The sequence below is a fragment of the Deinococcus marmoris DSM 12784 genome (genome assembly GCF_000701405.1).
Classification (GTDB): domain Bacteria; phylum Deinococcota; class Deinococci; order Deinococcales; family Deinococcaceae; genus Deinococcus; species Deinococcus marmoris.
Map to the genome: position 1 here is coordinate 1 of NZ_JNIV01000014.1, position 14,439 is coordinate 14,439.

13 protein-coding genes and 1 pseudogene are annotated in these 14,439 nt (G+C 65.1%); 4 read left to right on the top strand and 10 right to left on the bottom strand.

Going from position 1 to position 14,439, the window contains the following annotated elements:
* Window positions 1–242, bottom strand: a pseudogene (locus tag Q319_RS28155) (hypothetical protein); the annotation flags it as partial.
* Window positions 243–435: 193 nt separating this feature from the next.
* Between Q319_RS28155 and Q319_RS0104855 the strand changes: the two are divergent.
* Window positions 436–1,392 (top strand): Bug family tripartite tricarboxylate transporter substrate binding protein, encoded by a 957-nt coding sequence (locus Q319_RS0104855; RefSeq protein WP_029480899.1) that lies wholly within the window; start codon window positions 436–438, stop codon window positions 1,390–1,392.
* Window positions 1,393–1,533: 141 nt separating this feature from the next.
* On the opposite strand, the gene argC is transcribed toward Q319_RS0104855, so the two are convergent.
* From argC to Q319_RS0104875, 4 genes are all read right to left on the bottom strand, one after another.
* Window positions 1,534–2,589, bottom strand: a complete 1,056-nt coding sequence (gene argC, locus Q319_RS0104860; protein ID WP_029480901.1) for an N-acetyl-gamma-glutamyl-phosphate reductase — start codon at window positions 2,587–2,589, stop codon at window positions 1,534–1,536.
* Between the two features lie 74 nt (window positions 2,590–2,663).
* Window positions 2,664–3,089, bottom strand: a complete 426-nt coding sequence (locus tag Q319_RS0104865) for a hypothetical protein (protein WP_029480902.1) — start codon at window positions 3,087–3,089, stop codon at window positions 2,664–2,666.
* Between the two features lie 190 nt (window positions 3,090–3,279).
* Window positions 3,280–5,595: a protein translocase subunit SecD gene (gene secD, locus Q319_RS0104870; RefSeq protein ID WP_029480904.1), complete on the bottom strand. Its 2,316-nt coding sequence runs from the start codon at window positions 5,593–5,595 to the stop codon at window positions 3,280–3,282.
* A gap of 59 nt (window positions 5,596–5,654) precedes the next feature.
* Window positions 5,655–6,002 (bottom strand): hypothetical protein, encoded by a 348-nt coding sequence (locus Q319_RS0104875; RefSeq protein ID WP_245618978.1) that lies wholly within the window; start codon window positions 6,000–6,002, stop codon window positions 5,655–5,657.
* A gap of 170 nt (window positions 6,003–6,172) precedes the next feature.
* On the opposite strand from Q319_RS0104875, the gene Q319_RS0104880 reads away from it, so the two are divergent.
* A complete protein-coding gene (locus Q319_RS0104880; RefSeq protein ID WP_051655112.1) occupies window positions 6,173–6,784 on the top strand; it encodes a hypothetical protein in 612 nt (203 codons plus the stop codon).
* 82 nt (window positions 6,785–6,866) lie between these two features.
* On the opposite strand, the gene infB is transcribed toward Q319_RS0104880, so the two are convergent.
* From infB to Q319_RS0104905, 5 genes are all read right to left on the bottom strand, one after another.
* The gene (gene infB, locus Q319_RS0104885) at window positions 6,867–8,732 is read right to left on the bottom strand and encodes a translation initiation factor IF-2 (RefSeq protein WP_029480907.1); all 1,866 of its coding nucleotides are present in this window, start codon (window positions 8,730–8,732) and stop codon (window positions 6,867–6,869) included.
* Entirely contained in the window at window positions 8,725–9,045 is a 321-nt protein-coding gene (locus tag Q319_RS0104890) for a YlxR family protein (RefSeq protein ID WP_245618980.1), read from the bottom strand. Before Q319_RS0104890 ends, infB begins: the two co-directional genes overlap by 8 nt.
* Window positions 9,046–9,048: 3 nt before the next feature.
* Window positions 9,049–10,236: a transcription termination factor NusA gene (nusA, locus tag Q319_RS0104895; protein ID WP_029480910.1), complete on the bottom strand. Its 1,188-nt coding sequence runs from the start codon at window positions 10,234–10,236 to the stop codon at window positions 9,049–9,051.
* Between the two features lie 62 nt (window positions 10,237–10,298).
* A complete protein-coding gene (gene rimP / locus Q319_RS0104900) occupies window positions 10,299–10,814 on the bottom strand; it encodes a ribosome maturation factor RimP (RefSeq protein WP_081845896.1) in 516 nt (171 codons plus the stop codon).
* A gap of 388 nt (window positions 10,815–11,202) precedes the next feature.
* Entirely contained in the window at window positions 11,203–11,817 is a 615-nt protein-coding gene (locus tag Q319_RS0104905; RefSeq protein WP_029480913.1) for a septum site-determining protein MinC, read from the bottom strand.
* A 109-nt stretch (window positions 11,818–11,926) separates the two neighbouring features.
* On the opposite strand from Q319_RS0104905, the gene Q319_RS0104910 reads away from it, so the two are divergent.
* Both Q319_RS0104910 and Q319_RS0104915 read left to right on the top strand, forming a co-directional pair.
* Window positions 11,927–12,709: an ABC transporter ATP-binding protein gene (locus tag Q319_RS0104910; RefSeq protein WP_034413813.1), complete on the top strand. Its 783-nt coding sequence runs from the start codon at window positions 11,927–11,929 to the stop codon at window positions 12,707–12,709.
* Between the two features lie 133 nt (window positions 12,710–12,842).
* Window positions 12,843–14,426 (top strand): ABC transporter permease, encoded by a 1,584-nt coding sequence (locus tag Q319_RS0104915; protein WP_051655113.1) that lies wholly within the window; start codon window positions 12,843–12,845, stop codon window positions 14,424–14,426.
* Window positions 14,427–14,439 lie beyond the last annotated feature (13 nt).

Sequence of the window (14,439 nt, forward strand, 5' to 3'; positions counted from 1 at the left end):
CTGTACGGCAGCGCCAAACGGCCTTCTGCTTCTGGACGAAGTGGCTTACGGAACCACGGGCATACTTCATGTTGACAGCGGCGGATTTTGAGGACATACCTCACCTGTTCCTGCATCCCGATGAGCGAACGGCTGTTCTGGTAGTCAAGTGGGGCAAACTCGCCACAGATCGGGCAGACCGGAGCCAATCGGTGCAGCGCTTCTTCTCGGTCTGGTGCGTGACGGCGATATTGACGGGCCATAATGATCAGATTCTAGCAAGCTGATTTTGCCACCGTAGTTTTTTTTGACCCTTTCCACCGTCATGAATCTGTGAGATGGCGTGAACTAACTTGCCTTTAAGAACTGATTTCCGCTTCAAGATATTGTGATCATTTTGAAGATGTAACCCGTGCCTCTCCATATCAGTAGCTGCATTCTCAAAGGAGTTTCGTCATGTCGTATGTTCCCCGTCTGACCCTGATCGCCACTGCCGCCCTGCTGTTCGCTGCCTCCGCGCAGGCACAGTCCGAACTCAAGATTCTGGCCCCAGCCTCGGTGGGCGGCGGCTGGGACGGCACCGCGCAGGCGATTGCCGAGACGCTGCGGACCGAGAAGCTGGTCCCCAGCGTCAGCGTGTACAACATTCCCGGCAAGGCCGGGACGCTGGGACTGGCCGAATTCGTCAAGCTGAAGGGTCAGCCGAACAATCTGATGGTCACGGGTTTTGTCATGGTGGCGGGGATTCCCATCAACAAGAGTCCCTTCGACCTGAACTCGGACGTGACTCCGATTGCCCGGCTGACCACCTCCTACGAGGTGCTGCTCGTGTCGACCAAGTCGCCCTACAAGACCGTCGAGGACCTGATCGGCGCGTTCAAGAGCAACCCTTCGGCCATCCGTTTCGGGGGCAGCAGCGAGGGCGGCAGCGGGCACGTTGCCGTGGGCAAGCTGGCCAAGGAACTCAAGATCCCCATGAGCCAGGTCAAGTTCATTCCCTCGGCAGGCGGCGCACAGGCGGCCAAGGCCATGATGGGCGGCGAGCTGGACGTGGTCAGCGCCGGATACAGCGAGATCGAAGACCTGATCAGGAGCGGACAGGTGCGCGGCCTCGCCATCCTGGCCCCCGAAGCGGTGGCGGGCGTCAACCTGCCCACGCTGATCGCCAGGGGCTACAACGTGGACGTGTCCAACTGGCGCGGTGTGGTGGCGACCGGCAGGATCAGCGCCGCCCAGCGCTCGGAACTCACGGTCATGATGACCCGCATGGTCCGCACGGACACCTGGAAAAAGAAACTGGCCGAGAACAAGTGGGACGCCTACTTCGCCTCCGGCACGACGTTTGACCGTTTCGTGAGGGTGCAGAAGACCGATGTGGCGCAGTTGTTGCAGGATCTGAATATCCTGAAGTGAAGACCCCTCACCCCCAACCCCTCTCCCCTGCGGAGAGGGGAGTTTTATTTCTAGGCTGGTGGGGCGGGAACGCTGAATCTGTCGTCTTCTGACCCTCTCCGCAGGGGAGAGGGTGCCCCGAAGGGGCGGGTGAGGGGTCTCCTACGCCGGGTGCAGGCCCGCGAACTCCAGCCCCGTCGTTTCTTCCCAGCCCTGCGCGATATTCAGCGACTGGACAGCGTGCCCCGCCGTGCCCTTGACCAGATTGTCGATGGCGCTCATCAGGACCACGCGCCCGGTGTCCTGATCCATCTCGAAGCCGATGTCGCAGTAGTTGGTGCCGTCCAGCAGCATCGGATCGGGGTAGCGGTGAATGCCCTTGGCGACCTTGACGATGCGGATGAACGGCTCGGCGGCGTAGACCTCGCGGTAGGCGCTCCAGACGTCGCGGTCACTGTAGCCGTCGGGAATCCACGCCTGCGCGGTGGTCAGGATGCCCCGCACGCGCGGCGTGCTGATGGCGGTCAGGTGCAGCGGGAAGTGGCCGGGCAATTCCTGCTGCGCCTCGGCGGTGTGGCGGTGGCCGACGGGCTTGTAGACCCGCAAACTGCCTGCCCGCTCCGGGTGGTGCGAGGATTCCGAGGCGCTGGCCCCCGCCGCGCTGCTGCCCACAAGCCCGGTGGCGATGATGTCCTTGGGCAGCAGCACCCCCAGCTTCAGCAGCGGGTACAGCGCCAGAATCACCGACGTGGCAAAGCAGCCCGCGCAGGCGATCCGCGTCGCGCCGATCAGTTCCTCGCGGTGAATCTCGGGATTGCCGTAGACCCATTCCCCCAGCTTTTCGGGCGCGGGGTGCGGTTCGCCGTAGACCTTCTCGTACACTGCCGGGTCTTTCAGGCGGAAGTCGGCGGACAGGTCGATCAGAATGCGCCCCTTGCCCTCGAATTCGGCCAGCCGTTTGGCCGCCGAGTTGTGCGGCAGGGCCAGCACGATCACGTCGGCTTCCTCCAACTCGGCCAGCTTGCGGAATTTCAGGGTGGTGCGCCCGCGCAGGTTGGGATGCACCATGCTCACCGGGGTTCCGGCGCTGCGTTCACTGGTCACCTGCGTGACGTTCAGGTTGGGGTGCCCCAGCGCCAGCCGCAGGAATTCCCCGCCCGCGTACCCGCTGCCCCCCACGATGGCGACTGTCAATTGTTCCGAAGATGGACGGCTCATACGTGCCCCACTCTGCCGGAAAACGCGCGGGATGGGGCGGAAGTGGCTAGGGGAGAGGCGACCCTGTCCCGCGCTCAGGCCAGCGCCAGCAGCCACCCACCCACCAGAACGCCGCGCAGCAGCCACAACGCGGTTCGCAGCCAGTTGGTCGTGACCAGGCGCGTATGCAGCGCCGCGTCAAATCCAGTGGCCAGGCGGCCATGCACGGGCGACTGGATCAGGGCGGTGGACACCCAGATCAGGACGATCAGCGCCAGCCCCAGCCAGGCAGACACCGGGGAGAGGAAGGGTGGCGGGCGCAGTGCCAGGGCGGCCCCCGTCGCCAGCTCGGCCAGCATCAGGGGCGCGACGAGCCGGGTGATGCGCGTGACATGTGCCTGCTGGTATGCCGCGTACCCGTCCGTGCCCACGCGGGAGAACAGGGGATAGTGAACGAGCTGGATGGTCAGAATCAGGCCCACCAGAACCCAGGTCAGCGCGGCGTGAATGACAAGGAGCATGGGCCGAGTGTGACACTGGACTGACGGTCAAGGTGCCAGATCAAATCCAGTGCCAGATCAAGTCCAGTGCCTGAACAAGCCGAGTCTCCGAATCCTCTGCACGGAAGAAACCGGTCCTGATCCTATGATCCGCACTGAAAAGGCCCCACCTCCTCCACGCTGGAAGAGACGGGGCCGACAGCAGGAAGGCTCAGGCTTTGGCGGGTTTTGCTCCGCTCTGGCGCTTTTTACTCCATTCCTCGACGTACACGACCAGCGGCGCGACGATAAACATGCTGCTGTAGGTGCCGATAACGATCCCCACCAGCAGCGCCAGACTGAAATCACGCAGCACCGGGCCGCCGAAGATCAGCAGGCTCAGCAGCGGCAGCATGGTACTCACAGAGGTCATGATGGTGCGCGACAGCGTCTGGTTGATGCTGACATTGACGATCTCGCGGAAGCTCTGACCACGCATCTCGCGGATGTTCTCGCGGATGCGGTCAGATACGATGATCGAGTCGTTCAGTGAGTACCCGATCAAGGTCAGCAGCGCCGCCACGCTGGCGATGCCGAACTCCAGCCCCAGCAGCGAGTACAGGCCCATCACGATAGCCACGTCGTGCAGCACGGCGATGATGCTGCCCAGACCCATCACGAAGTCGAAGCGGAAGCCCACGTACACCAGGATCAATCCCAGGCCCAGCAGCACGGCGTAGATGGTCTTCTGGGTCAGTTCCTTGCCGACGGTGGGGCCGACGGTTTCGGTGGCCTGGACCTCGCCGCCGGGCAGTTTGCTCAGGGCTGCGCCCAGGGTCTGGGCCTCGGCAGACGTCAGTTCCGGCACCTTGACGTTGTACTGCACGCCGTTCTGGGTGGGATTGACGTCGCGCTGGATGGCCGCGCTCTGCTCATTGACCTTCTCGATACCCGCGCCCGAGGCTGCCGCCCGCACCTGCTCGGTGTTGGTGGTGGGATCGGTCCGCAGCGTCAGCGTGGTGCCGGAGGTGAAGTCCACGCCGTAATTCAGGCCCTTGGTGGCCAGCACGCCGCCGCCGATCACGGCCAGCAGCAGGCTGGCACTCGTGACGATGGGCGCGGCCCCAATAAAGTTGATGCGGGTGTTCTTGATCCACTGCCGGGCGCTCATGTTGGGATGACGACGGGCAATCCACTCGATGAACCAGCGGGCGAAGACCAGATTGGAAAAGGTGGCCGCGATCACGCCGATCATCAGCGTGACGGCAAAGCCCTTGACCGGTCCGGTGGAGTAGTTGTACAGCGCGGCGGCGGCCAGCAGATGCGAGGCGTTCACGTCCAGAATCGCGGCGGTGGAGTGCCTGTACCCGGCCTCGATGGAATTCCTGATCCCCTTGCCCCGGTACAGCTCTTCCTTGATGCGCTCGAACGAGATCACGTTGCCGTCCACGGCGGCCCCGATGGTCAGCACCAGACCCGCGATCCCCGGCAGCGTCAGCGTGGCCCCGAAGCCTGCCAGCATCCCGAGAATCAAGATGCTGGAGAACAGCAGGCCCAGCGCGCCCACCAGCCCGAACCACAGGCCGTAGTACGCGAACAGCATGACAAACACCAGTCCGATCCCCACCAGAGCGGCAATCGCGCCGCTGCGGATGGCGTCTGCGCCCAGGGTCGGCCCGATGGCACGTTCGGCTTCCGTCTTGATCTTGATCGGCAGCGCGCCGGACTTCAGCACGAGGGCGAGTTGATTGGCCTCTTCCGGCGTAAAAGTTCCGCTGATCTGGATGTCACGGAACAGGCGCTGGTTGATGGTGGCGACACTCTGGATCTGATCGTCCAGGACCACGGCCATCAGCTTGTTCACGTTCTTGCCGGTGAAGTCGCCGAAAGTCTGCGCGCCCGCGTCGGTAGTCTGGAAGTTGACCACCCACTGCCCGGTCTGCGGGTTGGTGCCGCTGGTGGCACTCTCCACCACTTCCCCGGTGGCCTCGATCGGCCCGAGCTGCGCCAGCGTGTAACCGCCTGAGCCGGGCTTTTCCGTGTTGAGTGTGGGGTCAGGCTGCGCGCCGTCCTGCACGATGCGGAATTCCAGCTTGGCGGTCTGCTGGATGATCTCGCGGGCGCGCTGCTGAATGGCGGGTGTGGCCCCTGGAATCTCGACCACCACGCGCTTGCCCCCGGCCACGGTGACAGTGGGTTCGGCCACGCCCAGGGCATTGACGCGGTTCTCGATCACGGTTTTCACGCGGTCCAGCTCGTCCTTGGTGGCGACGCCGGATTCGGGGGCCAGCTCGATCCGCAGGCCGCCCTTGAGGTCCAGCCCCAGCGTGATGAACTGGAATTTGTCGTTCCAGATGCTGCCCAAATTGTTGGGGTGTTCCCAGGGCCGCCAGATATAGGCCAGGCTGCCCAGCAGGGTGATCAGCAGCAGCAGGGGAATCCAGGGACTGGGTTTGCTGGAACTGGGCGCGCCATTACGCCGGGGGGGTGGCGGACGGCGGTCATTGCCGCCCTTGTTCTTGTTGTTGCGGTTGTTGCCGTAGGTCACGGTGGAACTCCTGGGTCAGATGAGGAAAGGCAGGTGGGAATCTCAGACCTTCCTGTCCCTCAGCCGCCGTCGGTTTGCCGCCGTCCCAGCACGTTCAGGTCGCTCAGCGGCGCGGGCTGCTGCCAGCTCCAGCGCGTGGTCTGGCTGCCTAGCTGCTCCCGCACCAGCCGGAAGGACTCGGCGGGAGGCGGCGGCGTCAGCACCGGCACCCCCGGCCCCGGCTGCGGCATGGCGCGCACCTCGGGCAGGGCGGGGGCCACGTTGCTGGCGCTGAGACGTTGGCCCACTTCTGGCGGACGCACAGGGGTTCCCAGCACCACCGCCAGCACCGACAGCAAGGTCAGCACCCCCGGCCACGCACTCAGACGTGAAACCCAGGCAGGGAGGGGGGTGGGGGAGGGACGCAAAGCGCCGCAGCATACCAAGCGTGGACTGACCGGGAGATGACGGTCAGCACCTTCCGTGCCGCCTTCGCCGTTTCTTCGCGGTCCGTGGGCTGTTTGTTGATGCCCCAATGAGAGGCTTGAGTCAGGGTCAGGAGCCGTTTCTGGCCCGCGACATTCAAGGAGGACTCCACATGAGTCGGTTCAAGACCACCAGCATCAACACCCGCATTAAGATGATTTTTCGCAAGACGCCCCTGATCGTTCTGGCTGCCCTGCCCCTGACCGTGGGCGCAGTGCTGGCCCAGCAGTCCGCCCCGGTGACCGCTGCTGCCGACGCCACTGCCCAGGCCCAGCAGCCCCGGACCCAGCGCGTTCAGCCCGCACAGCCGGGTCAGCGCGGCGCGGCAGGCACCCAGACGCCTGCACAGCCACGCGCCCAGAGCGGCACCAATGACGGTGACGTGTACCTTCAGAAGCTGGCCGCCGGGCTGGGCATCAGCCTGGATACGCTGAAAGCCGCCGCGCTGGCTGCTGGAAACGCCACCATCGATCAGGGCGTGAAAAACGGCGATATCGCCAGCAACCGCGCCGCAGATATGAAAACCCGCCTGAAGGACAATCCCTTCGGCCTGTTGCGCAGCGGAGGCCGGGGTGGACCGGACGGCGGCCCTGGCGGACGTGGGATGCACGGCCCTGGTGGGCGGGGCGGGGGTCCGCGCGGCGATCTGAATACCCCGGATAGCACGCAGGGACAGACCGACAGCGGCACCGTGGACCCGAACGCGGCGGAGGGCGGAAGCTGACGCCGATAGCTCATTAAACAGGGCCACCTCCAGTGATTGGAGGTGGCCCTGTTGAGGTTGAGACTTGTGGTCATGCTCAGGCTTACGCCTGTTCGACTTCCACCATTTCACTGGCCTCGATGATGTCGCCGATTTCTGCGCCTTCCCAGTCCAGGTTGATCCCGCACTCGTAGCCGGTCTGCACCTCGCGCACATCGTCCTTGAGGCGCTTGAGGCCCACCAGCGTGCCCTCGTAGACGGTTTCCTTGCCGCGCGTGACCTTGGCCCTGGCGTTGCGCTTCAGGCTGCCGTCGGTGACATACGACCCGGCGATGTTGCCGAAACGTGGGTGCTTGATGACCATGCGGACCTCGGCGCGGCCCAGGTATTTCTCCTCGAACACGGGTTCCACGTTGCCTTTCATCAGGCGGTCCACTTCATCGATCAGTTCGTAGATGATGCGGAAGGACTTGATATCCACGCCCTTGGTGTCGGCGATCTTGGTGACGCTGCCGGGGGCGGTGACGCTGAAGCACAGGATGGTGGCCTCGGCGGTGCCCGCCAGCAGCACGTCGCCCTCGGTGGGCGCGCCGATGCCTGCAAGCAGTACGTTGATCTTGACGTCCTCGGATTCCTTGCGGGCCAGGATGCCCTGAATGGCTTCCACACTGCCCTGGGTGTCGGCGCGCAGAATCAGGTTGACGGTGCGGACGGTACTCAGCGGCCCCATCATGTCTTCCAGGGTCAGTTTGCGCAGTACCTGGGCACCCTCGGCGTCGCGGCGGTCACTGGCGCGCGAGGAGATCAGGTCACGGGCGGCGTGTTCGTTCTTGGCGCTGCTGACCTTTTCACCGCTGGTGGGCACTTCACTGAAGCCCAGAATCTGCACCGGGGTGCTGGGTCCGGCTGCCTTGATGCGTGCGCCCGCACTGTCCATCATGGCCTTGATCTTGCCGTAGTTCTCGCCCACCACCAGGAAGTCGCCGACGTGCAGCGTGCCTTCCTGAACCATCACGGTGGCCAGCACGCCGGACTGCTTGTCCACCTTGCCCTCGATGACCACGCCCCCGAACACCCCGTTGGGATCGGCGCGCAGGTCTTCGAGTTCAGCGTTCAGGCTGATGTATTCCAGCAGGTCTTCCACGCCCTCGCCCGTCCTGGCGCTGACCGGCACCACGATCAGGTCACCGCCGTACTCTTCGGGCACGAGGTTGAGCTGCGTCAGATCGGTCTTGACCTTGTCGGCGTTGGCCTGCGGCAGGTCCATCTTGTTGATGGCGATGATCATCGGGACCTTGGCGGCCTGCGCGTGCGCGATGGCCTCGCGGGTCTGCGGCATCAGGCTGTCGTCGGCGGCAATCACGATGATCGCGATATCAGCGACGTTGGCCCCACGCGCCCGGATGGTGGTGAACGCCTCATGGCCGGGGGTGTCGATAAACACGATCCTGCCCTTGGAAGTCTGTGCCTCGAAAGCCCCGACGTGCTGCGTGATGCCCCCGGCTTCCTTGGCCGCCACCTTGGTCTTGCGGATGTAATCCAGCAAGGAGGTCTTGCCGTGATCGACGTGGCCCATGATGGTCACGACGGGGGCGCGGTGGGGAATTTCCGTTTTGGGAGCGTCGGAGGAGACATCATCACGCGTCGTGGTGGCTGAAGCCTGGGCAGCGGGTGCGCTGGCTGCGGGCTGAGCGGCCTGTGGGGTTGCCTCCTGCTGCGGCGCTTCCTGGGACTGTGCGGGCTGGGCCTGAGCTGCCTGGGCCTCGGCGGGCGCGGCAGCCTGGGATTCCCCGTCTGCGCTTCCCGTGCCCTCCTCGGCCACGATCTGCTTGATCAGTTCAACCGTGTCTTCCTCGATGGTGCTGCTGACGCTCTTGTACGAGACGCCCAGCCCGTCGAGGATTTCCAGCATTCGGGCGTTTTCCAGATTCAGCTCTTTGGCCAGCGTGTAGATTCGAACTTTAGACATGACTCACCTCCGGTGAGACCCGCGCGTCTGGCGCGGAATGGTTCTGATTTGGGACTTTTTGATGGTTTTGAAGTTGCTCCGCGATCTCGGCGGCCTGGGCGCGAAAGGCCCGCCGCAGCCGCTTTTCCTGCCAGCAGTCGGGGGTGTCCGCGCAGACATACGCGCCCCGCCCGACGCGGTTTCCGGCCCGCATGTCCCACTTGCCGCCCACCCGCGTCACCCTTAAAAACTCGCTTTGAGGGCGCTTGCGGCGGCAGGCTGCACAGGTGCGCTCCGGCACATGCTTGCTGGAAGGTGGCAGGGCGGCAGTCAAGGCTTACTGCTCCCCGATGTCCTCGGGCGTGGCGACGGCCACCGACTTGCTGTCCTTGAACAGCGCGTCGAAGGCGGACTGCGCCACGTCGCCGTCGCGGCCTTCCTGCTCGTCCTGAAGCGCCTGCTGCATGGCGGCGTCCAGATCGCTGATGGCGGCGGTTTCGCGCAGGTCGATCTTGAAGCCGGTCAACTTGGCCGCCAGCCGCACGTTCTGCCCGCCCTTGCCGATGGCCAGGGACAGTTGATCGGGCGTGACCGTCACGGTGGCTTCCTGACGGTCTGGCAGGACTTCAATCAGGCCCACCTTGGCCGGAGACAGCGCGTTGCGGATGAAGTCGCGCAGGTTGGCGTCCCACAGGATCACATCCACGCGCTCGCGGCCCAGTTCGCCGGTCACGGCCTGGATGCGGTTGCCCCGGTGCCCGATGCACGCGCCGATGGGATCGACGTTGGAGTTATGGCTGAACACGGCCACCTTGCTGCGCTGTCCGGCCTCGCGCGAGATCGCCTTGATTTCCACGATGCCGTTGGCGACTTCGGGGATTTCCTGGCGCAGCAGGTAGTCCAGCAGGCGTTCGTCGGCGCGGCTGGCCAGGATCGTCGGCCCCTTGGGGGTCTTGCGGACTTCCTTGAGGTAGATCTTGACGCGGTTGCCTGGGGTCAGCTTCTCGCCGGGAATCTGCTCGCGGGGGGGCAGGATCGCCTCGCCCGCGCCCAGTTCCACGAACCAGTTGCCCTTGTTGTCGCTGCGGACCACCTGCGCGGTCAGCACCTGGCCCTCGCGGTCCTTGTACTCGTTGAAGACCACGTTGCGCTCGGTCTCGCGCATCTTCTGCGTCAGCGTCTGCTTGGCGGCCTGGAGGGCAATGCGCGAGAACTTCTCGCGGTCCACCGGGAACTCCATCTCCATGCCCAGTTCCACGCCGGAATCCAGCTCCAGCGCGTCGGCCAGCGAGATCTGGAGGTGTTCGTCCTCGATGACTTCCACCACTTCACGCACCACCAGCACCTCCAGCTCGCCGCTGGCGGGGTCCAGATGGACCTCAATGCGCTTGTCGGGTTCCACGTTGCGGGTGTACGCCTGCGCCAGCGATTCCTCGAAAGCCTGGATCAGTGCCAGTTCGTTGATGTTGCGGGCCTGCGCCACTTCACGCAGCGCGTCGGCAAAATTGAATTCGGGTTCGCTCATCTCACTCTTCCTTTTTCGGTTGTCTGTGTTGTCTGTTCTTTGAATTTAGAGGCGGTCAGACTTCAGCGGTGGCGGTCCGGGAACTCGGCCAGATTGGCGGTGAACGTTCCAGCTTTCAGCGTCACGTCGTCGCCGTTCACGTCGAAGGTCACGTCCTTGCCGTCCACCGCCTTGATCGGGGCGGTAAACGCCTGCCCATCGCCGCGCACCCGCGCTTTGAGGCCCACCATGCGCTCGAAATGCCGGGCCGTCAGTAGCGGACGCTTGGCCCCAGGCGACTCGAATTCCAGGCGGTACTCGCCCGTGACCGGGTCCACGCGGTCAAACTCCGCCTCGGCGGCGCGGCTGGCCCCGGTGATGTCGGCCATCGTGACGGGCTGCTCGTCCAGGCGGTCAATCCGCACCAGCACGATCAGTTCCCCGCCCGCATTCTGAAGCTGCACTTCCAGCACCTCGAAGCCCAGCGGCCCCACCCCTGCCTGCGCGATGGCCTGAAGCCGGGCGATCTGCCCGTCTGTCTGCCCACTTGAATTGTTGGCCGTCTGGCCGTCTGAGTTGTCGTTTGCGTTGTTATTCATATTGTCGGGGCCTCCCATGCGGGCTGCCCACCTGACCACCCCCTCCACGAAAAAAGGTGGGCTTGCCGCACCCACCCCTCTATTTCGAGGAATTTCAAGACCCAGTATAGCCGATGGGCCGATTTAGGCGGCGAAGGGGGTCACAAAGTCGAGGGTGGATGCCGTTGGTTAGCGGTGTACTGGCCTTGCTGCCAGGGTTTAACCCCTCTGCTCCGCAGCTCTGCGAGTCCGCCCCTTCGGGGCACCTCCCCTCAAGGGGAGGCAAGGTGTTTTCCGTGTGGCACGATCAATTGCACCTCCTGGCTCCCCTTGAGGGGAGCTGGCAGCGAAGCTGACTGAGGGGTTAAACCGTGGTAGCCGCCTTCAAACATCCGCCCAACACCCTCTCTTACTTCTGCACGTCAATCGCAATCACGCCATTTTGCAACCGCGCCAACTCCGCCACGGGCTGGCCGTCCCGCTGGCGCATGTTGCTCAGGCTGCTGCCTTCGGGCGCGCGGGCCACGGCGTCGCCGATGCGGATCTGGGGGCTGGCAATGGGACGCGCCCATACGATGGCGTCGCTGTAGCCGCCCTGCCCGGCGTGGGCCAGACCGCGCAATGCGCCGATTACGATCACGTCGCCGCCCGCGATCACCTCGGCGCTGGGGTTCACGTCGCCCAGCACGATCACGCTGCCCCGGTACTCGTTGCGCGATCCGGCCCGGATGGTGTGCGGCACGATGACCGTGCGGGCGCTGTCAATCGGGTGGGCTTCGGGCGCGGCCTGGGCCGGGGCAGCCACCGTCACGCGCGGCGCGCGAATACGGCCCGGTTTGCCCCCGGCCTCGCGGATGGCCGTCAATGCCTGCTCGATTGCGCCTGGATCGGCGTCGCCGTTGATCTCGATGGTCACGCTGCTGCCGGAGAGGTTGGGCATGGTCAGCCCGCGTGACACGCTCTCGGCGGTGTCGCCCGGTTCCAGCAGCAGATTCAGACCGCCCAGTGTGCCGCGTAACTTCATGGCCCTTAATCTAGCGTTACATTTCGCCGCCGGGTCAGCACGGGGATCAGCGCAGGAGCAACGCAGCGTCCGGGGCAACCTCTCACCCGCCTTCCCCGTATAAGGGGGCATGTCCGCGCCCACGCCCACCACATCCGAGATCGCCGCGCTGGAACTGCGTGGACTTCACAAGTCGTTCGCGGGCCGGGCGGCGGTCTCCGGCCTGAGCCTGAGCGTGCGGCCCGGCGAGTTGTACGCCCTGCTGGGTCCGAACGGCGCGGGCAAAACCACCACCATCCGCATGATCGCGGGCCTGACGAAGCCTGACAGCGGCGAGGCGTTCATCTACGGCCACAGCGTCCAGCATGATGCCCAGGCAGCCAAACAGGTGCTGGCGTATCTGCCCGACGATCCGCTGCTGTATGGCAAATTGAGCGCGCCCGAATACCTTGAATTTGTGGCCGGGCTGTGGGGCATGGACGCCGCGCAGGCCGCCCCGGAGGCCGAACGCCTGCTGAAGTGGCTGAACCTGTGGGATCACCGCACCGAACGGGTGGAGGGCTTTTCGCGCGGCATGAAGCAGAAGCTGGCGATGGCCGGGGCGCTGATCCACCGCCCGCGCCTGTTGCTGCTGGATGAGCCGCTGACCGGACTGGACGCGGCGGCCTCGCGGCAGGTCAAAGATGCGTTGCGCCAGTACGTGGATGACGGCGGGGCAGTGGTCCTGACCACCCACATCCTGGAGGTGGCCGAGCGCATGGCCGAACGAATTGGCATCATCGGCGGCGGCCAACTGATCGCGGAGGGAACGCCGGAGGAGTTGCTGGAGCGTACTGAAACGCACACGCTGGAAGACGCTTTCCTGTCGCTGACGGGATTGGACGTGCCACACACTGAGGTTGAAGTGCTGTGATACGGATTCCGCCTAATTCCTTACCCCATTCGGAAAGCGCCGCTGGGTTAATCCATACGCGGAATCCGTATTCTTTCCTACCCGCGTCCGCTCGGATTTCATCGTTTTTGCCAACGATTCAATTGGAATTCGTATGAGAACCGAGGCTGTCAAATCGTCTGCATCCCGTGTCAGAGGCCCGAAACCCGGCAGCCTGCCCTGGCTGCTGAAAAAGCAACTGCTGTGGCAGTGGCAGGCGCTGACGGGCGGCCAGCGCAAGGGGGTGTACATCGCGCTGGCGGTGCTGATTCTGGCCGTGCTGGGAGGTTATTTCGCCTTGCGCTCCCTGCTGGCGGACTTGCCCCTGAACGCCCCGCTGCCCGATCTGGCGCTGGGTCCGGTGTTGCTGGCGCAGGCGTTTTTGCTGACGCTGATGCTTTCTGCGGCGGTGCGGGCGTCTCTGGTCACGCTGTTCACGCGCGGCGATCTGGACCTGCTGCTGCAATCGCCCATCCCGCCGCGTGTGGTGCTGGCGTCACGGGCGCTGGGGGTGGCACTCTCGGCGGCGTTGCCCGCTGGCCTGCTGGTGGTGCCGCTGACCCTGGCCCTGCTGGTGCTGGGCGTGTGGCGCGGTGGAGTGGGATTGCCGCTGTGGTGGCTGTCTGCATCACTGCTGGCGTCCAGCGCGGGGCTGTGGCTGACACTTGGACTGGTGCGCGTGTTGGGCGTGCGCCGCACCCGCACGGTGTCGGCGGTGCTGGGGGCGCTGTTCGGCGCGGGTATTTTTCTGGGAACGCAGTGGGCCAATTTCAGTGGGGGGCGGGGCCGGGGGCAGCAGCCCAGTGCTGTTTTTGAGGCGCTGTCCTCCTTCGCGCCGGGCCGGGGCAACTGGCCGGACCGGGAGGCGTGGCTGTGGCTCCCGGCCCGCGCCGCGTGGCTGGAGCCTTTGCCCGCGTTGCTGCTGGTCCTGCTGTCCGTGTCCGTGTTCGCCGTCTCGGTGCTGGCCCTGACCCGGCAGTTCGTGAACGGCGCGCAGGAAGTCGCCGCGCCAGAAGGCCGCGTCCGGCATTCGCGCACCCCACCGGGTAAATTGCGTTTTGCCTCCGGTTCCCGCGCCACGCTGCTTAAGGAGTGGCGGCTGATCGGGCGTGACCCGGAACTGCTGTCGCGCACGTTGCTGCAACTGGTGTATCTGCTGCCGCTGCTGTTCTCGGTCACACGGGGCGGCGGGGGGCTGCGGGCGGCGGGCGGCACCGGGGTCATTCTGCTGACCGCCAGCCTGACGGCAGCCCTGGCCCACCTGACCCTGAACGCCGAGGACGCCCCGGACCTGCTGATCAGCGCCCCGCGCAGCCCGGCGGCCCTGCGGCGCGACAAGTGGCTGGCCGCCGTGATTCCCACCGTGCTGCTCGGGTTGGTAGCGCTGACCGTGCTGGCCCTGCGTGGGGCGCTGGGAACCTCCCACACGTTTTTTCTGTTGCCGCTATTGCTGCTGGGAACGGGTGGCACGGCTTTAATGGTGCTGTGGCAACCCCTCCCGGTGCGCCGCGCCGACGCCTTCAAGCGCAGCCAGCGCGCCCCACTGATCAATACGGTTCTGACACTGCTGTTTCAGGGTGGACTGTCTGCAACTGCTTTCGCGGCCAGCAGCGGCGCGGTTTGGGGACTGGCGACGCTGGGGCTGGCCGTCCTGGCGCTGGCCGTGGCCTATGCTCTGCGGCGCAGCGACGTGCGGTGAGGCGGTATTTGCA